The organism is Phascolarctobacterium succinatutens, assembly GCF_958453765.1.
GTDB lineage: Bacteria > Bacillota > Negativicutes > Acidaminococcales > Acidaminococcaceae > Phascolarctobacterium_A > Phascolarctobacterium_A succinatutens_B.
This window is the reverse complement of record NZ_CAUDZA010000014.1, coordinates 32675-56683: the sequence shown is the minus strand read 5'-3', so window position 1 is coordinate 56683 and position 24009 is coordinate 32675. Positions and strand designations below refer to the sequence as shown.

Annotated in this window: 20 protein-coding genes and 1 other RNA gene; all 21 read left to right on the top strand. The window is 50.1% G+C overall.

Features of this window, described 5'->3' with window-relative positions:
* On the top strand, positions 1–904 hold a 904-nt coding region (locus Q7Q81_RS07015), incomplete at its 5' end, for an ABC transporter substrate-binding protein (protein ID WP_304274783.1).
* Positions 905–922: 18 nt separating this feature from the next.
* Positions 923–1654, top strand: a complete 732-nt coding sequence (locus Q7Q81_RS07010; RefSeq protein ID WP_304274780.1) for a hypothetical protein — start codon at positions 923–925, stop codon at positions 1652–1654.
* A gap of 159 nt (positions 1655–1813) precedes the next feature.
* The gene (locus Q7Q81_RS07005; protein WP_304274777.1) at positions 1814–2197 is read left to right on the top strand and encodes a LapA family protein; all 384 of its coding nucleotides are present in this window, start codon (positions 1814–1816) and stop codon (positions 2195–2197) included.
* Entirely contained in the window at positions 2194–4548 is a 2355-nt protein-coding gene (gene recJ, locus Q7Q81_RS07000; RefSeq protein ID WP_304274774.1) for a single-stranded-DNA-specific exonuclease RecJ, read from the top strand. The genes Q7Q81_RS07005 and recJ overlap by 4 nt, the downstream gene beginning before the upstream one ends.
* 25 nt (positions 4549–4573) lie before the next feature.
* Positions 4574–6823, top strand: coding sequence for a RelA/SpoT family protein (locus tag Q7Q81_RS06995; protein WP_293809791.1), 2250 nt, complete (start codon positions 4574–4576; stop codon positions 6821–6823).
* Complete coding sequence (dtd, locus tag Q7Q81_RS06990) at positions 6820–7269, top strand: D-aminoacyl-tRNA deacylase (RefSeq protein WP_298881173.1); 450 nt, start codon at positions 6820–6822, stop codon at positions 7267–7269. Before Q7Q81_RS06995 ends, dtd begins: the two co-directional genes overlap by 4 nt.
* Positions 7270–7306: 37 nt before the next feature.
* Positions 7307–7933, top strand: coding sequence for an MBL fold metallo-hydrolase (locus Q7Q81_RS06985; protein ID WP_304274770.1), 627 nt, complete (start codon positions 7307–7309; stop codon positions 7931–7933).
* 6 nt (positions 7934–7939) lie between these two features.
* Entirely contained in the window at positions 7940–9010 is a 1071-nt protein-coding gene (locus Q7Q81_RS06980; RefSeq protein WP_304274767.1) for an AI-2E family transporter, read from the top strand.
* On the top strand, positions 9011–10477 hold the full coding sequence (gene hemZ, locus Q7Q81_RS06975) for a coproporphyrinogen dehydrogenase HemZ (RefSeq protein ID WP_304274764.1): 1467 nt from the start codon (positions 9011–9013) through the stop codon (positions 10475–10477).
* 33 nt (positions 10478–10510) lie between these two features.
* Positions 10511–11770, top strand: coding sequence for a histidine--tRNA ligase (gene hisS, locus Q7Q81_RS06970; protein ID WP_299824419.1), 1260 nt, complete (start codon positions 10511–10513; stop codon positions 11768–11770).
* A 15-nt stretch (positions 11771–11785) separates the two neighbouring features.
* Positions 11786–13582: an aspartate--tRNA ligase gene (gene aspS, locus Q7Q81_RS06965; RefSeq protein WP_009146276.1), complete on the top strand. Its 1797-nt coding sequence runs from the start codon at positions 11786–11788 to the stop codon at positions 13580–13582.
* Between the two features lie 143 nt (positions 13583–13725).
* Positions 13726–13909, top strand: a non-coding RNA gene (ssrS, locus tag Q7Q81_RS06960) — 6S RNA.
* Positions 13910–13982: 73 nt separating this feature from the next.
* Complete coding sequence (locus tag Q7Q81_RS06955; RefSeq protein WP_304274762.1) at positions 13983–14822, top strand: hypothetical protein; 840 nt, start codon at positions 13983–13985, stop codon at positions 14820–14822.
* Positions 14823–14872: 50 nt separating this feature from the next.
* Positions 14873–15157 carry a type II toxin-antitoxin system RelB/DinJ family antitoxin gene (locus Q7Q81_RS06950; RefSeq protein WP_299824423.1) on the top strand — a complete coding sequence of 95 codons (285 nt, stop codon included), beginning with the start codon at positions 14873–14875 and terminating at the stop codon, positions 15155–15157.
* Positions 15158–15174: 17 nt separating this feature from the next.
* Complete coding sequence (locus Q7Q81_RS06945; protein ID WP_304274759.1) at positions 15175–16461, top strand: replication-associated recombination protein A; 1287 nt, start codon at positions 15175–15177, stop codon at positions 16459–16461.
* A 133-nt stretch (positions 16462–16594) separates the two neighbouring features.
* Complete coding sequence (locus tag Q7Q81_RS06940) at positions 16595–17263, top strand: helix-turn-helix transcriptional regulator (protein WP_009146278.1); 669 nt, start codon at positions 16595–16597, stop codon at positions 17261–17263.
* Positions 17244–18080: a pyruvate, water dikinase regulatory protein gene (locus tag Q7Q81_RS06935; protein WP_044484866.1), complete on the top strand. Its 837-nt coding sequence runs from the start codon at positions 17244–17246 to the stop codon at positions 18078–18080. Before Q7Q81_RS06940 ends, Q7Q81_RS06935 begins: the two co-directional genes overlap by 20 nt.
* A gap of 113 nt (positions 18081–18193) precedes the next feature.
* Positions 18194–18484, top strand: a complete 291-nt coding sequence (locus Q7Q81_RS06930; RefSeq protein WP_304274756.1) for a hypothetical protein — start codon at positions 18194–18196, stop codon at positions 18482–18484.
* A 134-nt stretch (positions 18485–18618) separates the two neighbouring features.
* Entirely contained in the window at positions 18619–21000 is a 2382-nt protein-coding gene (locus Q7Q81_RS06925; protein WP_304274753.1) for an endonuclease MutS2, read from the top strand.
* Positions 21001–21021: 21 nt separating this feature from the next.
* Positions 21022–22266 carry a pyridoxal phosphate-dependent aminotransferase gene (locus tag Q7Q81_RS06920; RefSeq protein WP_304274750.1) on the top strand — a complete coding sequence of 415 codons (1245 nt, stop codon included), beginning with the start codon at positions 21022–21024 and terminating at the stop codon, positions 22264–22266.
* 1 nt (position 22267) lies between these two features.
* A complete protein-coding gene (locus Q7Q81_RS06915; RefSeq protein ID WP_304274747.1) occupies positions 22268–23929 on the top strand; it encodes a nucleoside kinase in 1662 nt (553 codons plus the stop codon).
* The last annotated feature ends 80 nt before the right edge of the window (positions 23930–24009 follow it).

Genomic DNA, 24009 nt, shown 5'->3' with positions numbered 1-24009 from the left:
GCTTTGTCTGCTGCTTGCCGGCTGCGGACCGCAGGAAAAAAATACCGCAGACAGCGGTAAGGTTTTGTACACGGTGACGGATGCAACAGGCACTAAGCTGAGCTTCAGCGAAAAGCCGCAGCGCATTGTGAGCCTGAACGTATCTGCCGATGAAATTTTGCTGGATATGGTTGACAGTAAGCGCTTGGCAGCCTTGTCGCTGCTGGCTGACGATTCCGGTATCTGCAGTGCTGGTGATAAGGTCAAATCCGTCAAGGGCAGAGCGCAGGGCAGCAATCTGGAAAGCGTGTTGGCCATGCAGCCCGATCTGGTTATTATCCCGGATTATACCGTGGAGCCGATTCAGGGACTGCGCAGTGCCGGACTGAAGGTTTATGTCTGCCATACGCCGAACAATGTGCAGGATATTTTTAAGTTTATCAAGGAAATAGGCTCTGCCGTTGGCGAGGAAGCCAAGGGCGAGGAGATGGCGAAAAATATGGAGTCGCAGCTGGAGGCGGTGCGTAAGCAGGCGCTGCAGGCTGCAGGCGATAAGCCGCTTAATGTACTGGCACTCTCCTTTACCGGACCGCTGGGCATGAGGGGTACCTTCAGCGGCCTGTGCTATTATGCAGGCGTACATAACGCGCTGGACGGCATGGATATTCCGTATCAGGGGAACCTGTCGGAGGAAAAAATGCTTGAGCTTAACCCGGAGCTGATTATTACTCCGAGCTGGGATTACAGTAAAAAAGGCGACCCGGAGCAATTCCGTCAGCGCATTTTACAAAATCCGGCCTATAAAAGCATTAAGGCTGTAAAAAACGGCCGCGTACAAAGCCTGCATGACAATTATTTATACAGTACTTCGCAATATACTGTTAAGGCTGTGCAGGAGCTGGCACATGCCGCTTACGGAATTTAGTTAGGAGATGTAGTGGCAATGAGATTGCTCAAAACAATTGGTCTGACACTTTTATTGGCAGTGGGAATGCAGCTGTGTGCTGCTGCCGAGAAGCAGGAAGCGTTTTATACGGGTGAAAAAATCAAGGGATATGACAAGGGCAGCTTTGTGGTTCTGGAAGAGGATGATATTAATTTCCGCAGCGCCGCCGAGGACGGCAATGTTTTGAAGGTGCTGCCGCATCATTCGCTGCTGCGTGTTATCCGCCAAAGCGGTGACTGGCTGGAGGCCGAATCGGACGGTGTGGACGGCTTTATCTACGCGCCATATACCGTTGCCGGAAGCAGGGACGAGCTGACGCAGGAGGATTTTGCTCTTGGCTATGCCGCACTCGGACAGAAGTTTGACGAGCAGGAGGCCGAGGAGCGCCTGGGTGCCGTCAAGCAGGAGAAAATAGATAAAAAGCGTAAGCAGATAAACTATACATTTGAGGGCGCCGTAATCAGTGTTGCCCGCAAAAAACAGGCTGTGGAGGCAATCCGCGTAGTCAATCCCAAATATATTACAATGCGCGGCGTAAGCATCGGTGACAGTGCCGGCAGAGCTGTCGGACAGTACGGCTTGCCTGATGCGGTTGTTTATGCTGCCGATAATACGACCTACGAATATTTTTGGCAGGACGACAAGGAGCAGCCGCTGCGTTTTGCGCTGGAGATTGACAAGCAGAGCCGTGTGACAGCCTTTATCTTGGAGAAGCTGAAGGAAAAATAACAGTCTGCCGTCAGTCTTTGCGGACTAAATACAATCAGGCCTTAAATGAGCATGTATACACTAAAAATCCTGCTTTATAAGCAGGATTTTTTTGTATGCTGGCAGAATTATAACAGTTATAATATATTAAAATTTATACTACTAAAGGAGTTGAGCTGAATGCCGTTTTTAATCTTAGTTATAATTATTTGTATGATAGTAGCATTGTTTGCCGTGCAGAATGCGGTAGCAGTATCGTTGAACTTTGTTTTCTGGAGCTTCAGCGCTTCACTGGTGCTGGTAATTCTCGGAGCGTTTTTAATGGGCGTGCTGGTTGCCACCTGCTTCTTGCTGACGATGAAGGCCAAGCATTATCTGAAGGATAAAAAAATGCGTGAGGAAATGCAGCAGCTGCAGGCAGAAAACAAACGCCTGCAGGAGCGTGTTGCCATGCTGCAGCACACCCAGCTGCTGCACAACGAGGCGGCACAGGCCGAGGCTGCAAAAAAGGCAGAGCCGACTGCAGCAGACAAGACTGCTGGCGAGAGCGGTAGCCGCCAATGATGCACAAGGAACGAATTTGGGATATAAAAGAATATAACAGTCAGATGGCAGACTATTTGGCGGAGGAGCTGAATATTTCGCCGATGGTCACCGGTATTTTATTGGAGCGCGGTCTGCAGGATGCAGCTTCGATGCGTGATTTTCTCTACGGCAGCGCTACGCCCTTTCATGATCCGTTTTTGCTGAAGGATATGCAGCGCTCGGTTGAGCGTATTGAGCGGGCCTTGGCGGTAGGCGAGCAGATTACGGTTTACGGCGACTATGATGTGGACGGAATCAGTGCCTCCTCCTTGTTGTATCTTTATCTGAAGCAGCGCGAAGGTAAGGTTGCCACCTACATTCCGCAGCGTAAAAGCGAGGGCTACGGCCTTAATGACGAAGCATTGAAAAATATTGCGGAGAAGGGTACGACACTGGTTATTACCGTGGACTGCGGCATTAGCGGTCTGCGCGAGGTAGCCAATGCGCCGAAATCTCTGGATATTATTATTACGGACCACCATACGGTGCCGGAGCTTCTGCCTCCTGCCTACGCAATTATCAACGCCAAGCAGCGTGACTGCGGCTATCCGTTTAAGGATTTGAGCGGTGTAGGTATTGCCTTCAAGCTGTGTCAGGCGCTGGAGCAGCGCGAGCCGGGCAGGCTGCCGGAGTGGCAGGAACTTACAGAGCTGGCGGCGCTGGGAACGGTGGCGGATATTGTGCCGCTGGTCGGCGAAAACCGCGAGCTGGTGCGCCGTGGCCTGAAGGCTATGGAAACAACGAAGCTGGTGGGATTGCGTGCTTTGATTAAGGCCAGCGGCTGTCCGGAAACGGGCATTGCTTCCGATAACATCGGCTTTGGTCTGGCACCGCGCCTGAACGCTGTGGGCAGGCTGGAGCATGCGCAGCTGGCGGTGGAGCTTTTGGTAACCGACGATAGCGTTAAGGCGGAGAGAATTGCCGCCGAGCTTAACCGTGAAAATACGCTGCGGCAGGAAATCAGCCGTAAGATTATGGAAGAGGCAGAAGCACAGCTGGCGCAGGAAAAGCATATAGATACGGCAATCGTGCTGGCCTCCGAAGGCTGGCATCAGGGCGTTATCGGTATCGTAGCATCGCGCCTGGTAGACAAGTACCACCTGCCGACGATTCTGATAAGCCTGAACAACGGCGTTGCCAAGGGCAGCTGCCGCAGTATTCCGGCGCTCAATCTTTACGAGGCGATAGATGCCGAGCGTGATTTGCTGACGCAGTACGGTGGTCACCATCAGGCTGCGGGCCTGACGCTGCCGGCAGAGCTGTTGCCGGAATTCAAGCGCCGCTTCCGCGAATACGTTGCGCAAAAGCTGCGTCCGGAGGATTATCTGCCGCATCAGGCAATTGACTGCGTGTTAAGCGGCAGCAGTGAAATCAGTATCAGGGATTTGGAGCAGCTGGCACTGCTGGAGCCCTGCGGCTGCGAAAACCAGGCACCTGTATTTGCCTTCCGTCAGGCGCTGCTGCACAATCAGCGCGCTATGGGCAAGGAGCGCAATCATTTGCAGTTTGTGCTGGATAAGGGCTATAATTCCTATCGCGGCCTGATGTGGAACAATGCGGATTTACTGCCGTATATGTTTGAAAATATGGTGGCTGATGTTGCCTTTCAGCCGAAAATAAATGTCTGGAGTAACGAAACGAGCGTGCAGCTGCAGGCCGTAAGCATTCATCAGCAGGTGACGCTGGGGGATATGCGTCAGGCTGCCGATGATAAATGGCGTCTGCTGCTGGGCTTGGCCAAGGTGCATAACAAGGTGCTTGCTTATACCGAAGATAAGCAGTCGCTGCCCGCCGAGGTGCTGCAGACTGCGGGGGATTATCTGGAGCTGGCTTCTTATGAGGAGGCTGCCGGGATGAGCAAGGAAAGGCTGCAGCAGGCCGAAGAAATAGTGCTGTTGGATTTGCCTGCTTATCCGCTGGCGGATATTATGCGCAGATTGCGGCAGCAGGGAGCAAAACATGTAACGCTGCTCTTTAATCAGCCGGATTTGCAGGAGCGCTTGCAGCGACTGGCTTTGACGCATCCGGACAGGGATGCGATGATGCAGGCCTATAAGCTGGTGATGAATGCACTTAAAATGCGGACAACTGTGAGCATCAAAGAGCTTTTGTCTGCTCATGCGGAACAAATAAGTGAACAAGCTGTAAAAATTATGGAAGAGCTTGGCTTTATCCGCTATAATAATGGTATAATAGAAAAAGCTGCTATTAAACGCTGCTCGCTGGAGGATGCACCCCTATATGTAACCCTGCAGCAGGAAAGAGAGCGTTTGGAGCACATTTATAAAGAAAATTACCGCCTGAGTCAGCACGAGTTGTTGCGTTGCTGATGAAGTGCAGATGGGAGTGGGGAGAATGCCCTCAACAAACGCAATAACTAATATTACTGATATAGATGAATTGTTTGCGCGTATAGAAGAATATCTTACGCCGGAGCAGGTAGCTTTTGTCCGTAAGGCCTATGAGCTGGCAGCCAAGGCACACGCTGCGCAGACACGTAAATCCGGTGAACCGTATATCATCCATCCGATTGGCGTTGTCAGCATCCTTGTGGGACTGCAGATGGATGACAAAACATTGGCAGCTGCCTTTTTGCACGATGTGGTTGAGGATACGGATTATAAGCTGGACTATATCAAAGAGCAGTTCGGCACCGTGGTAGCAAATCTGGTAGACGGTGTTACCAAGCTGGGCAAAATCGAATATATTTCCAAGGAAGACCGCCAGATTGAAAACTACCGCAAAATGTTTTTGGCAATGGCGCGCGATATCCGTGTCGTACTGATAAAGCTGGCTGACCGTCTGCATAATATGCGCACGATGAAGTATATGCCTGTGCATAAGCAGCAGTCTATTTCCCGGGAAACATTGGAAATTTATGCGCCGTTGGCACATCGTCTTGGTATCTATACCATTAAATGGGAGCTGGAGGATCTGGCCTTCCGTTATATGGAGCCGGATATTTATTACGACCTGGTAGAGCAGGTAAAAATAAAACGCCGTGAGCGCGAGGATATGATTAACGAGGCTATGACAACGTTGAAGGACGCTGTCGAGAAGGCCGGTATCCGCTGCGAAATTCAGGGCAGACCGAAAAACTTTTACAGCATTCATAAGAAAATGCTGCGTGACCACAAGCAGCTGAGCGAGATTTATGATCTGCTGGCTATCCGTGTGCTGGTAGACACCGTGAAGGACTGCTATGGCACGCTGGGTATCGTACACAGCATGTGGCGTCCTATTCCGGGCCGCTTCAAGGACTATGTAGCGGTGCCGAAATCCAATATGTATCAGTCCTTGCATACGACTGTGCTTTCTAATGGCGGTCAGCCGCTGGAAATCCAAATCCGCACCTTTGAAATGCACCGCATCAGCGAATACGGTATCGCTGCGCACTGGCGCTATAAGGAAAGCGGCGGCAGCAAGCCGTCTGCCGGCGGTGACAAGGGCTTTGATGCCAAGCTGAGCTGGCTGCGTCAGCTGCTGGAATGGCACAAGGATATGAATGATTCGCGCGACTTTGTCAACACGGTCAAGATGGATATCTTTGCCGATGAGGTCTTTGTCTTTACGCCGCGCGGTGATGTTATTGACCTGCCTGTAGGCAGTGTGCCAATTGACTTCGCTTATCGCATCCATACGGATGTAGGCAACCGCTGCGTAGGTGCTAAGGTCAACGGACGCATTGTACCGCTTGACTATCAGCTGAAGAACGGCGATATCGTAGAGGTTATCACCTCTAAGCAGTCCAACGGCCCGAGCCGTGACTGGATTAATGTTGTAGGCTCTTCCGATACACGCAACAAAATCAAAAGCTGGTTCAAGAAGGAGCGCCGTGAGGAAAATATCGTCAAGGGCCGTGAAATGCTGGAGCGTGAGGTTAAACGCCTCGGCTACGAGCCTAAGGTGCTGATGTCTCCGGAAAAACTGAAGGAAGCAGGCAGCAAAATCCGCATCGATACGGATGAAAATCTGCTGGCAACACTGGGCTACGGCGGTGTTACACTGAACACTGTTATGTCCAAGCTGGTGGAAATCTATAAAAAAGAGCAGAAGCTGGAAACCACCAAGGACCTGGCGCAGGTACTGGCAGAGCTGAAGCCGCGCAAGTCTAAGGCTAAGGCCAGCCACGGCATTCTCGTTAAGGGCGAAGAAGGCATCATGGTTAAGCTGGCGCGCTGCTGCAACCCGATTCCCGGCGACCCGGTTATCGGCTATATTACACGCGGCAGCGGTATTTCCGTACACCGTGCGGACTGCCCTAATATCCTGACCAATAATCCCGAGGAGCAGCGTCGCTTAATTGAGGTTGCCTGGGATGTAGGCATTGATGATGTCTATAAGGTTAACATCGTGATTACATCCGTAGACAGGACCGGACTGATGAGCGATATTATGAATGTGACTAGCGAAACGAAGATTAATATTTTCTCGCTTGCATGTCATACAGATAAGAATAAAATTGCTACCATGCACATGGGACTTGATATCATGAGCCTGGAGCAGCTGGAGTATTTTATGAACCGTATCCGCCGCATGAAGGGTGTTTATTCTGTTGAACGCCTGATTTCTACGGCGAACGGCAGCGGAGGCAAGAAGAAATGAGAGCAGTTGTGCAGCGTGTAGACCACGCCAGTGTTACTGTAGATGAAAAGATTACCGGCGAGGTACAGAAGGGCCTTCTGGTGCTTTTGGGTGTGGCCGAGGGCGATACCGATAAGGATCTGGCCTATATTATCGACAAGGTGTGCGGTATGCGTATTTTTGAGGATGAGGCAGGCAAGATGAACCTGTCGGTGAAGGATGTAGGCGGTGCGATTCTGGCGGTTTCTCAGTTTACTCTGTGCGGTGACTGCCGCCACGGCAAGCGTCCGTCCTTTACGGCTGCTGCAGCGCCCGATGTGGCCAACGCTTACTATGAGCGCTTTGTAGACGGCTGCCGCAAGGCAGGGTTGCCAGTAGAAACAGGCATCTTTCGCGCGCATATGCTGGTAGAGCTGGTGAACAACGGTCCGGTAACTATTTTGCTGGACAGCACGAAGCTGTTATAATTATATTGTGCATAGATTTATCAACGGAGGTTGAAGAATGAAGATTTATCATGTTGAAGCAGGTATGCTTGCTACCAACTGTTATTTTGCCGTAAATGAAGCTATCGGTGAAGGCGTTATTTTCGATCCGGGCGGAGATTACCCGACCATTAATAGGATGATTGAGCAGGCTAAGGCCAAGGTTGTCGCTATTGTGCTGACTCACGGTCACAGCGACCATATCGGTGCGCTGGCAGAGCTGCGCAAGGCTACAGGTGCGCCGGTGTATATCGGCGAGGATGATGCTGACTGCCTGACACAGCCGAACAGAAACCTTTCCTTCTTTATCGGTGAAGAATTGAAAAATGAGCCTGCGGACCACCTTGTACATGACGGGGATGTGCTGGAGCTGGCGGGCATGAAGTTTGAAGCCTTTGCTACGCCGGGACATACCAAAGGCGGCTTCTGTTATTACTACGCGCCGGGCAAGGTAGTATTTGCCGGTGATACTATTTTCTGTGAATCCATCGGACGCACCGATTTGCCGGGAGGCAGCTATCGCGCACTCATCCAGTCCATCAAAACAAAGCTGATGGTGCTTGAGGACGACGTTAAGCTGCTGCCGGGCCACGGACCTACTACTACCGTGGGTTGGGAGCGTCGCAGGAATCCTTTCCTGCAATAAAACATCATGCTGAAATATTGGCCTCAAATACGTAAAAGCACCTTCTTTAAGCTGGGTGTTGTTACGGCAATCTCTTATGTTTTATATTTAATGGCGGGCTTCCTGCTGCCGCTGCTGCTGGCAGTAGGCCTGGCCTTCGCACTTTATCCGCTGGTTAATGCTATCGCGCAGGTGCGCATGGCGCACGGCATGATTAAGCTGTCGCGCGTAGTGGCGATTATCCTGGCATTGCTGGCCTTTTGTATCTTTATTGTTATGATTATCGGCTTCATCATTCTGCCGCTCTTCGGGCAGATGAACGAGTTCCTGCAAAAGCTGCCGGCATTGGCCGCCAAATCCAATATCCAGGATTTGGACAGCATGCTTAAGGACCCGTCTACCATTCCGCTCTTGCCGTCCGATTTCAATATGCTGGTCAACGGTCTGCTGAACTGGGCGATGGGCTTTGTAGGAAAGGTGCTGCGTAATCTTGTCCAGTCCAGTCTGGGGATTGTACAGAGCTTGATAGGCCTGATTATCGTGCCCTTCCTTGCCTTTTATTTTCTTAAGGACTGGCGTGAGCTGCGCTTGATGGTGATTAATCTGTTCAACTACGACGCGCAGGACAAAGCGGCGGAGGTTGTGGACGAAATCGGCAGAACCATGAGCGCCTATGTGCGCGGTATGGGCAAGCTGAGCCTGATTTCCGGCTTCGTTATTACCATCGGCACGGCTTTTTTGGGTATTGACTTTCCGCTGGTGCTCGGCTTTTGGGCCATCCTTGCCGAAACGGTACCGGTAGTCGGCCCGCTGATGGGCGCTGTGCCTGCTGTGTTTATTGCCTACGGTCAGGCGCCGGAGGCTGCCTTCCATGTAGCGCTTTTTTATCTGGTATATTATCAGCTGGATGCCAATTTTATTATGCCTAAGCTCATGGGACAAAAGATTGATTTGCATCCTGTAGTTTTGATTATCAGCCTGCTCATCGGTGCTAAGCTGTTCGGTATTCTGGGTATGGTTTTTGCCGTGCCGGTAGCAGCAATCTACAGAGTGCTGTACAAGCAGCTGTGGCATGCCGGTGAAGGACGGGAGAATTAAATGTTTTTTTGCTTACGTAATACATTGGAGCTGGATGTTACGCGGCCTGTGAGCGACATGGCCGCATTTTTTGGCTATCAGCCGGCACCGTCCGCTGCGCTTACGCTGACGCTTGCGCGTGAGCACGGCTGCGTCAGCGCCTGTCTGCAAGGTGCGGAGCAAAGCTTTACAGCGAGCGAGCATTGCAGCGAAGCTGCTGCGATCGGCGAGGTAACGCGTTGCGTGAAGCTTGTCGTGCTGAAGGTTTTTGCCGAGCTTACCGGTCTGCAGCCTAAGCTGCCGTGGGGCATTCTCACAGGTGTGCGCCCGACGAAGCTGGCGCATAAGCTGCTGGACAGCGGCGTAGAGGCTGCAGCATTGCCGGAATATCTGAACGAAAATTATTTGCTGCCAATGGCGCAGGGAAGGCTGCTTACGGACATTGCTCTGAAGCAGAAGCATATCCTCAGCGACAGTACGCGCCTTACGGATACCGGTATTTATATCGGCGTGCCGTATTGTCCTTCGCGCTGCAGCTATTGCTCGTTTCCGGCGGGAATTGTGCCGCAGGATGAAGAATCTCAGCAAAACTTTGTAAATATGATTGAACAAGACCTGCAAAATGTGGTACAATTAATAGGTATGCATAGCTTGCGTGTCAAATCACTTTATATTGGCGGTGGCACACCCACGAGCTTGAGTGATAAGGTATTTGCACGTCTGCTGCATGCAGTGGAACGAAAACTGCTGCAAAGCAACTGCGAAGGCTTGCAGCATCTGCGCGAGTTCACGGTAGAGGCCGGTCGCCCGGACTGCTTCAGTGCCGCTAAATTGGCGGCGATGGAGGCGGCGGGGGTGAACCGCATCAGCGTCAATCCACAGAGCTTCCATGATAAAACGCTGCAGCTGATTGGCAGGCGTCATAGCGTCAGGGATTTTTACAATGCCTATGAGCTTGTGCGCAAAAGCCGGATTCCTGTTGTGAATGTTGATCTGATTGTCGGTCTGCCGCAGGAAACGGAGCAGGAGATTGCATATTCTCTGGAGCAGGCAGTGAAGCTGTCACCGGAGAACTTGACAGTGCATACGCTTACGCTGAAGCGCAGCGCACCGCTCTTTCAAAAGCAGGAGCAGGCAGTGCTGACTACGCAGGCAGCGGAAAAAATGGTGCAGCGGGCCGCTGAGATGGCTGCTGCGATAGGGTTAGAGCCTTACTATCTGTACCGCCAGCATTATATGTTGGGGCATCTGGCAAATATCGGTTATGCTAAGCCCGGTACGGAAAGTATCTATAATATCCAGATGATGGAGGAACGTCATCCGGTGATTGGTGTGGGACCTGCATCTGCCAGCAAGGTGCCTTTGCCTGACGGACACCATCTGCATAAACTGAATATGCCGAAAAATGTGGCAGTGTATGGGGCGCACCTGCAGGAGCTGGCAGAGCGTCGCCGTGATTTGTTTAATATAGAAGGCACAGACCTGTAAAAGGGCCTGAGTGCCGTTAGGAGAGGATAGACTATGCTGACAACAGCACCCAGAGGTACGAAGGATATTATGCCTTCCGACGTTAACGCATGGCGTTATCTGGAAGAAACCATGCGCAAGATTTGCGCACAATATGGCTACAAAGAAATCAGAACTCCTGTGTTTGAGCATACAGAGCTGTTCCAACGCGGTATCGGTGATACCACCGACGTTGTTGAAAAGGAAATGTATACCTTTACCGACCGCGGTAACCGCAGCATTACCCTGCGTCCGGAAAACACCGCCAGTGCTGTCCGCGCTTACGTTGAGCATAAGCTGAGCAAGGATGACGCTGCCACGAAGTTCTATTACATCGGACCTATGTTCCGTTATGACCGTCCGCAGGCAGGCCGTCTGCGTGAGTTCCACCAGTTCGGTGTGGAAGCTTTGGGCGTAACCGGCCCGAATGTCGATGCGGAAATCATTCTGCTGGCTGTGCAGGTACTGCAAAGCCTGGGCCTGAAGGACTTGAAGCTGAAAATCAATTCCGTAGGCTGCCCAAAATGCCGTCCGCAGCACAGAGAAAAGCTGCAGGCTTTCTTCAAGCCTAACTTTGACGAGCTGTGCAAGGATTGCCAAGGCCGCTTCGACCGCAATCCGTTGCGTCTTTTGGACTGCAAAAATCCGCATTGCCATGAGCTGGGCGAGGGTGCACCGAGCCTGGAGGAATGCCTGTGCGATGAATGCAAGGAACACTTTGAAGGCCTGAAGCAGCTTTTGACTGCCGCAGGTGTTGAATATGAGGTTGACCACAATCTTGTGCGTGGCCTTGATTATTATACAAAAACTGCTTTTGAAATCCAGTACGCTCCGCTGGGCGCACAAAGCGCTGTTTGCGGCGGCGGCCGTTACGACGGACTGGTACAGGAAATCAGCGGTGACGAAGCCCGCCCCGGCATCGGCTTTGCTATGGGTATGGAGCGCGTGCTGCTGGCTCTGGAGAAGCAGAATCTGCTGCCTGAATTTGATGAAAGCATTGACGCATATGTTGTCTGCCCCAAGCAGGAAAACTTTGCGCTGGCCTTCAAAACCGCCATCGAGCTGCGTCGCAACGGCTTTAAGGTTGAATACGACTTTAACGGCCGCAGCATGAAGTCCCAGATGAAGCAGGCCAACAAATTCCAGGCTAAGCAAGTGTTAATATTTGGCGAGGATGAGCTCAGCCGTAATGCCGTTACTGTGCGTAACATGGCAACAAGCGAGCAACATGAAATCGCTGTTAATGATATTATTAGTTATTTCAATACTTTATAAGTAGAGGTGCTAAAGATGATTAATGAAAAACGCAGCCATCATTGTGGTGTGCTGACCAAGGAGCAAGCCGGCGAACAGGTTGTACTGTGCGGCTGGGTTGCTAAACGACGTGATCACGGCGGATTGATTTTTATCGATTTGCGTGACCGCAGCGGTATCGTGCAGGTTGTTGCCGATCCCGAAAGCGCCGGCAGCAGCTTCAAAACTGCCGAGGACATCCGTAACGAATATGTTATCAAAGTAATTGGTAATGTACGTCTGCGTGATGAGGACACCATCAACGAAAACATTCCTACCGGTACTATCGAAGTACTGGCACATGATATCGAAGTGCTGAACGGTGCTAAAACTCCTCCGTTCTACATCAAAGACGGCATTGACACCGATGAAAACCTGCGTCTGAAATACCGTTATCTGGACCTGCGCCGTCCGGAAATGCAACGCAATCTGATTCTGCGTCACAAAGTTGCTAAACTGATGCGCGACTATCTTGATGATAACCATTTCCTCGAGATTGAAACTCCGATGTTGTGCAAATCCACTCCGGAGGGTGCTCGTGACTACCTCGTTCCGAGCCGTGTAAACCCCGGCAAGTTCTATGCACTGCCGCAATCTCCGCAAATCTTCAAACAGCTGCTGATGGTAGCCGGTATGGAGCGTTATTTCCAAATTGCCCGCTGCTTCCGTGATGAGGACCTGCGTGCAGACCGTCAGCCGGAATTCACCCAGCTGGACATGGAAATGTCCTTCATGGAAGTTGACGAAATCCTGGAGCTGATGGAAGGCTTAATTCACCACATCTTCAAGGGTGCTCTGGGCAAGGATATCCAGATTCCTTTCCAACGTCTGACCTGGGACGATGCTATGGATCGTTTCGGCAGCGATAAACCGGACCTGCGCTTCGGCATGGAGCTGAAAAATGTCAGCGAAGCTGTTCAAGGCTGCACCTTCCAGGTATTCAACAATGTTATTGCTAACGGCGGTCAGGTAAAATGCATTAACGTAAAAGGCTATGCAGATATTCCCCGTCGTCAGCTGGACGAGCTCGTTAAATTCTGCGGCATCTACGGTGCTAAGGGTATGGCTTGGCTGCAATTCCCGGCAGAAGGCGGCGTAAAATCCTCCATCGCTAAATTCTTCAGCGATGAAAACATCGAAGCAATCAAAAAAGCTGCTGAAGTTGAAGCAGGTGACCTGCTGCTCTTCGTTGCCGATAAACCGTCTGTAGTTGCTGCTTCTCTGGGCGCACTGCGTATCGAAATGGCTAAACGCCGTGGTCTGATTGATCCGGATAAGCTGGCCTTCACCTGGGTAGTTGACTTCCCGATGTTCGAGTACAACGAGGAAGAAAAACGTTATGTTGCAATGCACCATCCGTTCACCGCTCCGCGTGACGAGGACCTGCCGCTGCTGCTGACCAACCCCGGCAAGGTATATGCTAAGGCTTATGATATGGTTCTGAATGGCACCGAAATCGGCGGCGGTTCCATCCGTATCCATCGCCGCGACGTACAGAAGAAGGTATTCGAAGCTATCGGCCTGTCCGATGAGGAAGCACAAGAGAAGTTTGGCTTCATGATGAACGCATTCGAATACGGTGCTCCGCCACACGGTGGTCTGGCATTCGGTCTTGACCGTCTGATCATGATTATGGCTCAGCGCGATTCTATCCGCGACGTAATTGCTTTCCCGAAAACTCAGAGCGCATCCGATCTGATGACTCAGGCTCCTAACGATGTTGATGAAAAACAGCTGCGTGAGCTGCACATCAAAACCAGCCTGCTGATGAAGAAGGATAAAGAAGACAAATAAGCACTTTAGCCCGCTTCTGTCAAGAGGATAAAGCAAAATAAATATTCAAAAATTTTTAATGGAAGCGTTGAAAAACGCTTCCATTTTTGGTATTATATGTATGTCGATAGAAGTTAAAGACAATTGAAGAATAGTTGTTAATTATACCCCTGCGATGTTCGTTACATTGCTCCAAAGGTTTTGAGCCAACACTCTAACCTAGGGAGCCTGATACTCCTTCTTTCAAAAACATGCCTCCTTTGAGTGGACGTTTGCGATTGTTAGGGAAGGCACCCACCTGCACATGCAGGTTCAAAACACGGAGCTGGACGGCATTGTGGGGATTAATTTTTGCCAAAAATCAATGTATTGCGTTTTGCAATACATTGATGCTATAATGAGTGTGAAAGGTGGGATTACTATGGTAAAAAATTTGGTTAAAGGTGCAGTGGTGTTTACTTTGCTTGCTTGTTGTGCAATATGCAACCTTGTATTAGCGTTTAGTAGCGATGAATGGATACCTACTGAAAAAGAGAAGAATACAATAACATTTTATGCTCAAATGGATCCCATATATTCTACACTAATACAAAATGGTAGCAGTTTATATAACGATAAAATGTTAAAATATAAATCAAATCCTGATTTTAATGCTTATGAATATTTGAAAAAAAAGGGCTTTACCAATCTTGTTAATTTAAAAACGTCAGAAGGGATACATAAGATAAATCAAATTATATTGCAAAATCGAAAAAAATCTTCTATTGTTCAAACAAAAGATATTAATGGCGATATTACATATGGATTTGGAATGGACTACAAGACGCGAACTATTGCAGAAAAAATTGGAGAGATATGTTCATCTCACGAATTTGAAACAAATGAAATAGTGAGTGAAATCAAGGAGCTTCAGCGGAGTAATCCCCAAAAATTCTCAAAAAACTTAAAAAAATATATTCTTGCTAACGATGAAAGAATTGCTAAATTAATCAATGAATATCAGAAGTGGAAAAATGATATGACGTTAGTTAACGTAGCAATATTAGATATTGTTTATGCATCTACTACTATGCCAAAGTCGCTTGAAGAAAATATTGAGGATATAAACAATATGATAGATCAAGGATATTTAACGGCTGAACAAGTTAGTGTAACGAAGAGAGTGGGGGGAAAATTGTTGGATGTTAGTTTTACGTCACTAGAGGATTTTAAGTATTCATCAGGTATTGGAACTACAGTTGTTTTGGAATCAGTTAAATAAGTATTTTGTGCTACTTTGGTATGATAATGAGTGTGAAAGGTGGGATTACTATGGTAGCCAAAAGTGCAAATGTAAGTGTAAGAGTTGAACCTGATATTAAAGCTCAGGCAGAGGCTATTTTAGAGCAATTAGGTATCTCTGCATCATCGTTTATTAACATGACATATAGACAGGTTATCCTAAAACGTGGTATACCTTTTGCTGTTACTATACCGCGAAGTTTACCTACACGCGATTCTATGAGTGATGAAGAATTTGAGCAAATGATTAGTGCCAGCTTGGAACAGGCTAAAAGAGGAGAGAGTATTCCTTTAGAGAATCTGGATTTGAAATAAAATAGAGAGTGACGATCATGGAAAATCTATTCGGTAATTTATTTGAAACTGAAAAGCGACAGACGAAGCCTTTGGCTGACCGCATGCGTCCTGAACGCCTCAGCGACTTTGTAGGGCAGGAGAGCGCCGTGGGCGCAGGCAGTCCGCTGCGTCGCATGATTGAGCGTGATGTACTGCAGTCCGTACTCTTTTACGGACCTCCGGGAACAGGCAAAACAACGTTGGCGAAGGTCATCGCGCATGTTACCGGTGAAAAGTTTGAGGCCATCAATGCCGTTTCCAGCGGTGTGCCCGAGCTGCGCAAGCTCATCGCCAAGGCGCAGGAGGACAGACGCAACGGACGCGGCCGTACTATCGTGTTTATCGACGAGATTCATCGCTTCAACAAGGCGCAGCAGGATGTGCTGCTTCCCTATGTGGAAAACGGCACGATAGTGCTCATCGGTGCTACTACCGAAAACCCTTTTTTTGAAATCAATTCGCCATTGCTTTCGCGTATGAAGGTGGTGCGTTTGGAAAAGCTGCAGGCACCGCAGATTCAGCAGATTTTGGAGCGAGCGATTGCCGACACTGAGCGTGGTTTTGGCAACAGCTTTAAAGCAGAGCCTGAGGCGCTGAGGATTATTGCCGATTTTGCAGCAGGTGATGCCCGCAGTGCGCTGAACATTCTGGAGCAGGCAGAGTTCATGCTGCCGGAGGAGGGCGAGCGTGTGCTGACGGTAGCAACGCTGCGCAGTGTTATCGGTACGGCGCTGCAGCGTTACGATAAAAAGGGCGACCAGCATTATGATATCATCAGCGCTTTTATCAAGAGCATGCGCGGCAGCGATGCGGATGCAGCGCTGCATTACTTGGCGCGCATGATTGAGGGCGGCGAGGACGTGCGCTTTGTGGCGCGTCGCGTTGTTATCTGTGCGGCAGAAGATGTAGGCCTGGCGGACCCGCAGGCGCTGGTGGTAGCCAACGCTGCGGCACAAGCTGCTGATTTTGTCGGCTGGCCTGAGGCGCAGATACCGTTGGCGGAGGCGGTGTGTTATATTGCCAACGCACCCAAGAGCAACACAGCCTATATGGGCATTGCCAAGGCGCGTGCGGATGTGCGCAGCCGTAACTGCGGCAGTGTGCCCAAGCATTTGCGTGATGCGCATTATCCCGGTGCTGCCAAGCTGGGACACGGTATAGATTACAAATATCCGCACAACTTCCCTGGAGGCTGGGTGGAGCAGCAGTATCTGCCGGATGAGCTGATGGGAACGCGCTATTACATTCCCAGCGGTCATGGTCAGGACAAGGGGCGCAGATAAAAATAACACAATTAGAAATTTAAGCTATACAGCTAAATTTTGCAGAAATTATTTGTGTCGCAATCTAGCATTTTTTCTGTTAATAGTGTATACTATACCTATATTATAGACTATTGTATTAGACAGAAAGGGTGTGAAGATCATAGCTTTAAGCAACAGGCAGAAGCAAATTGCTGAAATTGTACGTCTGGACGGACCTATTACCGGCGAGCATATAGCCGAAAGGCTGAATGTAACCCGCGCTGCCTTACGCAGTGATCTGGCAATCCTTGTTATGGGCGGTATTCTTGATGCGAGACCGAAGGTTGGTTATTTTTATACCGGTAAAAATACTTTGGGTATGCTGATGGAAGAAATTTCTGCTATTACTGTGCAGGATCTGCAGTCGGTACCGGTAGCGATTAAACATGACAAGAGCGCCTACGAAGCAGTTGTTACCATGTTCCTTGAGGATGTCGGAACGGTGTTCGTGCTGGATGAGGAAGGCATGCTGAACGGCATTTTGTCGCGAAAGGATTTACTAAAGGCTGCTATCAATAATAATGATTTGCGTGATATTCCCGTGGTCATGGTAATGACGCCGATTTCCAAAATCATCGTAGCTACTCCGGATGAGCCTGCCGCTTCGGCAGCTCGCAGACTGATTGACAATGAAATCGACTGTCTGCCGGTAGTAAAAATCATTGATGAAAAGAAGCGCATGTACCAAGTGCTGGGACGTATCACAAAAACTAATTTTACTCGTCTGCTGGTAGATCTGGCTGAGGGTAAGGGGGGTAATTATCATAATAACGAAGCTTAATCCGGTTATTTATGCTGTATCTGATTCTATTGGTGAAACTGCGGAGTCCGTAGTTAAGGCAACCACCAGTCAGTTCGTAGAAGAAAAATTTGATGTTATCCGTGTTCCTTACGTAAAGGACAAGGAACAGATTGATAAAATTGTAGAAGAGGCTGCAACAAATAATGCGGTTATCTGCTATACTATCGTATCGCCGGAGCTGCGCGAGCATATGGCGGACAAGGCTATGAGCAGTGATGTTGAGGTAGTCGATGTTTTGGGACCGATGCTGAAATCCATTGAAAAGTCTACCGGTCTGCTGCCGAAAAATCAGGCCGGTCTGATTCATTCTCTGGACCACGAATACTTCAAGCGTGTTGAGGCTGTGGAATTTGCTGTTAAATACGATGATGGCAAAAATCCTCTGGGCCTTTTGAAGGCGGACGTTGTTATTATCGGTGTTTCCCGTACCTCCAAAACTCCGCTGAGCATGTATTTGGCACATAAGCAGATTAAGGTTGCCAACGTGCCGCTGGTACCGGAGCTGGCTCCGCCTGAAGAGCTTTTCAAGGTGCCTCCGTATAAGATTATCGGCCTGTTGATTGACCCGTTCAAGCTGAACGAAATCCGCAGCGAGCGTCTGAAAACCATGGGCCTTTCCGATACTGCGACTTATGCCGATATGAAGCGTATTGATGATGAACTGGCTTATGCTAAGGGCATTATGCGCCGTCTGCACTGCCAGATTATTAACGTTTCCAACCGTGCGATTGAAGAAACCGCCGGTATTATCATGGAGTATGTGCGCAAGAACAAGGAACGCCATCACGAAAACTAAATCAGTGTAGCTCTGAGCTGCTGTTGCAGTGAGTCAGAAAATCAACGGCCATTGGCAGCAAAGCGTCTGCCGGTGGCCGTTTTTGGATAAAGAGGGTTGAAGGAGGTGCCTTAGTGCACAGATATGTTTTTCATATTCCCTGCGCTGTTTATGAGAACGGTGCTTTGAAGTCTGCTCCGTGGCAGCAGGTGATAGATGAGTTTGCTGAGGTGCTGTATAAGCATACGGACGGCTTTTTCGTACAGGACGCCGTTGGCTATTATAAGGGACGCAGCTATGCGGAAAAGCTGCTGGTGGCTTATACTGATGCCGATGTGGCTGATGATTTTGTGCGTATTGCCCGCATTTTGCAGCAGGAATGCTATGCCTACGAGCGTGATGGAGAGCTTTTTATCGCGAAGTGATGTCTGCGCTTTCAACGGATTGTGTTTTTATGCAGCCTCGGTAGGAGGGAATAGCTGTTGCAGGCAGTAGCACAAAGCTTTGCAAATATGCTATAATAATATATTATGATTTAGATTTAGAGGTGCAAAAAACTATGGCACGCTTTGCTGTAAAGACATTAGAATTTGATAAAGTAAAAAATATGCTGGCCTCCAAGGCCGCAACCTTTTTGGGCAAGCAGGCAATAATTTCCCTGCAGATTGAAAGTGAATTCAGTAAGGTTAAGCGCCTGCAGGAGGAAACTACGGAAGCGCTGCGCATTCTGGATGAAGGCAGACGTTTCCCCTTCGACGGTGCGTTCAATATTACGGCCGACGTGAAGCGCGCGGAGCTTGGCAGTGTGCTGGAGCCGGAGGAGCTGCAGCATATCCAGACAACGGTGCAGGCCTTTGCTTCGATGAAGGATTTCACTACGGAAAATGCGGAAACAGCGCCTAATCTGGCCGAATACGGTGCGGAGCTGACGCAATTTTCCCGTCTGGAAAAGCAGATTGGCAGTGCGATTGATGAGCATGGCGAAATAAAGGACAACGCTTCCCCGAAGCTTGGCGGTCTGCGTACTGCGATTCAGATTGCCAAAAACCGCGTGAAGGAAAAGCTAGACAGCATCCTGCATGACCCCAATAACCAGAAGTACTTCATGGATAACATCGTGACGATGCGCGGTGACCGCTATGTTATCCCTGTAAAGCAGGAATATAAGATGAACTTCCCCGGCATTGTGCACGACCAGAGCGGTACGGGTGCAACGCTGTTTATCGAGCCGTTGGCTGTTGTCAACCTGAACAATGATATCAAGCGTTATGTTGCAGAGGAGCACGAAGAAATCGAGCGTATTCTGCGTCAGCTCACGCAGAACGTGGGCGCGGAGGCGAAGGCGTTGCTGGCTTCGCTGGAAATCTTTACTACGCTGGACGTTATCTGTGCCAGAGCTTTACTGGCGCAGGAGCAGCATGCGGTACGACCGATGCTGGTGCTGAGCGGCGGTGTGGAAATTGCGCAGGGACGTCACCCGCTGCTGCCGAAGGATACGGTAGTGCCTTTGGATGTACAGCTTGGTGATAAATTTACGATGCTGCTGATTACCGGCCCCAACACCGGCGGTAAAACGGTAGCACTGAAGGCTGTAGGCCTCTTTGCGCTGATGGCGCAAATCGGTCTGTTTATCCCCGCAAGCAGTGCCAAGCTGCCGGTGTTCCGTGCGGTTTATGCGGATATCGGTGATGAGCAGAGCATTGAGCAGAGCCTGTCAACCTTCTCCGCACATATGACGAATTTAATCAGTATTTTAAACGAGGTCAAAGCAGGAGATTTGGTGCTGATTGACGAAATCTGTGCCGGTACGGACCCGAACGAGGGCGCTGCGCTGGCTATGGCGATGCTGGAGCACCTGCATGAGCAGGGCGTGCTGACGATGGTAACAACCCACTACAGCGAGCTGAAAACCTTTGCCTACGGTCACGAGGGTATGGAAAATGCCAGCGTGGAATTTGACCCCGTGTCGCTGCGTCCTACCTATCGCTTGCTGATGGGCGTGCCGGGAAGCAGTAATGCCTTCAATATCAGCCGCCGTCTGGGTTTGGCTGAGGATATTATCCAAAATGCCGGCGAGCTGCTGAACCAGGAGCATGTGCATATGGAAAATGTACTGCAGGAGCTGGACAGCGAACGTCGCCGTTATGAAAGCGGCAGCAAGGAGATTGAGGACCTGCGCCGCGAAAGCGAGCAGCTGCGCAACGCGTTGGCTTACTCCAAGAGTGAGTTTGAGCGCCGCAAGAATGAAATGCTGCGCAAGGCGCGTGAGCAGGCAGACGAGATTTATCGCCGCAGCCGCCGTGAATCCGAAGCAGTGCTGAAGGAGCTGCGCTCCATGAAGGCTGACTTCGATACGAAGCGCCTGGAGCAGGCGGCAGAGGAAGCGCGCAAGAAGCTCAACAAGACGCTGAGCGAGGACGCACCGTTGCCGGAGGGCGCACCGTTATCAGCCAAGACAGCCAAGAAGGGTCTGAATGTCTTTGTTGTTTCCTTAGGAAAGAACGGCATTATCACCGATGTCAACGGCAATGATGTGACTGTACAGGTAGGTATCCTGAAAATGACTGTGCCGGCAAAAAAATGCCTGCTGACCAAGGCACAGCCTGCGCATACCGATGCTGCGCCTAAAAAGCGCAAGGGCTTCAGCAAGAATGCTGCTGCCAATTACGCACACCAGATGTTCATTGCCAAATCAGGCAGTGCCAAACAGGAAATTGATTTGCGCGGGATGACGCTTGATGAAGCAATTCCCGTTGTAGATAAAGCTATTGATGATGCACTGATTGCCGGTATCGGCCAGCTGCGCCTCATCCATGGCAAGGGAACCGGTGCCTTGCGCGCCGGACTGACAGCGTATTTGTCGACTAACCGCTTTGTCAAGAAGCTGGAAACGGCGGCGCTGGAGGCCGGTGGCAGTGGCGCTACGGTAATTGATTTGTAATTTTGAAAGGAGTAGTTAACTATGACTATGAGTATTGCTGCAAAACACGCTAAGGGTAAATCTGCCCAAGATAAAATTTTCGGTGCTAACGCTGCTGCAGTGGCAGCTGCTGCCAAATACGGCAAAGATGCCGTTACCAACGCTACCATCGGCGCTATTCTGGATGAGGATGAAAAGCTCGTCTGCCTGCCGACCGTAGAAGAGGTTTTCCGTGGTCTTTCCACCAACGAAATGATTGCTTACGCACCTATCAGCGGTCTGCCTGAATATCTGGACTGCGTTTTGACTGCTGCCTTCGGCAACTCCCGTCCGGAAGGCTACATTTCTGCAGTTGCAACCGCAGGCGGCACCGGTGCTATCCACCATGCTATCTGGAACTACACCGAAACCGGTGACACCGTGCTCTGCTCCGACTGGTACTGGGGCGCTTACAAAGTACTGTGCCAGGATATGGGCCGCAATTTCACCACCTATAAAATGCTGGACGAAAACAATAAGTTCAACCTGCCTGCATTGAAGGAAAAGGTTGACGAGCTGCTCGCTAAGCAGGATAACCTGCTGTATCTGCTGAATACTCCGGCACACAATCCTACCGGCTACAGCCTGAGCGGCGAGGATATGGACGGAGTGCTGGCAATTCTGAAGGAGGCTGCCGTACCGGGCAAAAACATCGTTTTCTTCCTGGACGTTGCTTATATCGATTATGCCGGCGAAAAAGAAGAGGTTCGCAAAATCTTCAAAAAGCTCTCCGGTCTGCCTGCCAACATTCTCTGCATTGTCGGCTACAGCATGTCCAAAGGCTTCACCATGTACGGTCAGCGTACCGGTGCTATGATTGGCGTTTCCTCCGACAAGAGCGTTATTGACGAGTTCGCTGCTATCAACCAATACACCAGCCGTGCAACCTGGTCCAACATCAACCGTCCGGCAATGCGCACTCTGGCAACTATTTACAGCGATCCCGAGCTGCTGGCCAAGGTTTGCGCCGAGCGTGATTACTATTATCAGATGATTAAGGCACGTGCCGACCTGTTTACCAAGGAAGCGGAAGAATGCGGTCTGCCGATGCTGCCGTATGTAGCAGGCTTCTTCCTGTCTATTCCTGCTAAAAACCCGGATGCAATCTGCGACAAGCTGCATGAGGACAACATTTTTGCAGTTCCTCTGGCTGCAGGTGTGCGTATCGCTGTTTGCGCCGTACCTCTGAAGAAAATCAAAGGCATGGCTGCTAAGGTCAACGCTGCAATGCAAGCCGTTGGCGAATAAAATGCTTAAGCTGCAGTTGTCCAATGGACAAATTATCGAAGTAGAGGAGGGCAGCACTCTGCTGCCTTTAGCTCAAAAATTGAGCGATAAATATGCTTCTCCCATCGTTATGGGACTCTATAACGGTGAGGAATGTGACCTGCAGCGTCCGCTTACTGCCGACGGCACTGTTGATTTCGTGGAAGTCAACAATTCCGTAGGCATGCGTGTTTATGTGCGCACGCTGCTGTTTATGCTGATTGCGGCAACCAAAAAGCTTTATCCCGATGTACATCTGGAGGTGCGCAATTCCCTGGGAAGCGCGCTCTACTGCAAGGATAACAGCGAGCGTAAGCTCACCGCTGAAGATATTCGCAGCATTGAAGAATATATGCATAAAATGGCAGAACGCAGGGAGCCTATTAAGCTGCTGCGTCTGCCTAAATCAGAGGCTATTGATATGGCCTGCGCCATCTGCAGCGATGATAACCTGGCGCTGCTGGCTCAGGTGCCGGATGACACCGTGCTGACGATTAACATTCTGGAGGGCGTACCCGGTTATCTCTTCGGCCCCATGTGCCCCGATGCCGGCTATGTGCCTTACTTTGAGCTGCTGCCATATGCTGACGGTGTGATTATCAATTATCCTGACGACGGCAACTGGCAGGTGCTGCCGCCATTTGTAGACCAGCCGCGCCTTAACGATGCCTATCAGGAAGCAGAAGAATGGTCTGCCATGATTCATTGCAATACTGTTGGCAAGCTCAATAAAATTATTGATTTAGGCTATGCCGAAAAGATTATTCAGGTAGCGGAAGCGCTGCATGAAAAGAAGCTGGCTAATATTGCCGATATTCTGGCAAGTCACCATGAGCTGAAGCTGGTGCTGATCGCAGGTCCGTCCTCTTCCGGCAAGACCTCTACGGCACAGCGTTTGAGCATTCAGATGGCAGTTAACGGCCTGCGTCCGATTGCCATTTCTATGGATGACTATTATAAAAACCGTGTCGATTCGCCGCGTAAGGCTGACGGCAGCTATGACTTTGAATGCCTGGAGGCTATCGACTTGGAGCTGTTCAACGAGCATCTGCAGCGTCTGCTGGCAGGTGAAAAGGTTAAAATGCCTAAGTATAACTTCCGCACCGGCTGCCGTGAATATCGCGGCAATGAGCTGCAGCTGCAGGAAAATTCCGTGCTGGTTATCGAAGGCATTCATGGCCTGAACGAAAAGCTGACGCCGTCCGTACCGGCGGAACATAAAATAAAAATTTACGTCAGTGCGCTGACGCCCATGTCCTTTGACGAGTACAACCGTATCCGTACTACCGATATGCGTCTGCTGCGCCGCATGGTGCGCGACAGCCAGTTCCGTTCGCATGATGCGGAAACTACGCTGAGGACCTGGTCCGACGTGCGTGAGGGTGAAGAAAAATACATTTTCCCGTACCAGAGCAGTGCCGATATCATTTTCAACACCACGCTGATTTACGAATTTGCTGTACTGAAAAAATATGCGGAGCCGCTACTGCGTGCTGTACCGCAGTCCGCAGGCATGGCCTATACTACTGCGCGCCGTCTGCTGAACATTTTAAGCTACGTTAAGCCGTTGGAGGATGAGGTTATTCCCAATAATTCTATCCTGCGCGAATTTATCGGCGGCAGTGTGTTTAAGGACGCACTGTGATTTTAACAACAAAATATTGTGGTAATTTGTCTGCTGCCCAAGTTAGGGCAGCAGGTGGACGCAAATAAAAAAGCTGTTGT

Excerpts from the sequence above, each read along its gene's own strand:
- Q7Q81_RS07010 (WP_304274780.1), top strand. The coding sequence starts at position 923 with ATGAGATTGCTCAAAACAATTGGTCTGACACTTTTATTGGCAGTGGGA.
- Q7Q81_RS07005 (WP_304274777.1), top strand. The coding sequence starts at position 1,814 with ATGCCGTTTTTAATCTTAGTTATAATTATTTGTATGATAGTAGCATTG.
- recJ (WP_304274774.1), top strand. The coding sequence starts at position 2,194 with ATGATGCACAAGGAACGAATTTGGGATATAAAAGAATATAACAGTCAG.
- Q7Q81_RS06995 (WP_293809791.1), top strand. The coding sequence starts at position 4,574 with ATGCCCTCAACAAACGCAATAACTAATATTACTGATATAGATGAATTG.
- dtd (WP_298881173.1), top strand. The coding sequence starts at position 6,820 with ATGAGAGCAGTTGTGCAGCGTGTAGACCACGCCAGTGTTACTGTAGAT.
- Q7Q81_RS06985 (WP_304274770.1), top strand. The coding sequence starts at position 7,307 with ATGAAGATTTATCATGTTGAAGCAGGTATGCTTGCTACCAACTGTTAT.
- Q7Q81_RS06980 (WP_304274767.1), top strand. The coding sequence starts at position 7,940 with ATGCTGAAATATTGGCCTCAAATACGTAAAAGCACCTTCTTTAAGCTG.
- hemZ (WP_304274764.1), top strand. The coding sequence starts at position 9,011 with ATGTTTTTTTGCTTACGTAATACATTGGAGCTGGATGTTACGCGGCCT.
- hisS (WP_299824419.1), top strand. The coding sequence starts at position 10,511 with ATGCTGACAACAGCACCCAGAGGTACGAAGGATATTATGCCTTCCGAC.
- aspS (WP_009146276.1), top strand. The coding sequence starts at position 11,786 with ATGATTAATGAAAAACGCAGCCATCATTGTGGTGTGCTGACCAAGGAG.
- Q7Q81_RS06955 (WP_304274762.1), top strand. The coding sequence starts at position 13,983 with ATGGTAAAAAATTTGGTTAAAGGTGCAGTGGTGTTTACTTTGCTTGCT.
- Q7Q81_RS06950 (WP_299824423.1), top strand. The coding sequence starts at position 14,873 with ATGGTAGCCAAAAGTGCAAATGTAAGTGTAAGAGTTGAACCTGATATT.
- Q7Q81_RS06945 (WP_304274759.1), top strand. The coding sequence starts at position 15,175 with ATGGAAAATCTATTCGGTAATTTATTTGAAACTGAAAAGCGACAGACG.
- Q7Q81_RS06925 (WP_304274753.1), top strand. The coding sequence starts at position 18,619 with ATGGCACGCTTTGCTGTAAAGACATTAGAATTTGATAAAGTAAAAAAT.
- Q7Q81_RS06920 (WP_304274750.1), top strand. The coding sequence starts at position 21,022 with ATGACTATGAGTATTGCTGCAAAACACGCTAAGGGTAAATCTGCCCAA.
- Q7Q81_RS06915 (WP_304274747.1), top strand. The coding sequence starts at position 22,268 with ATGCTTAAGCTGCAGTTGTCCAATGGACAAATTATCGAAGTAGAGGAG.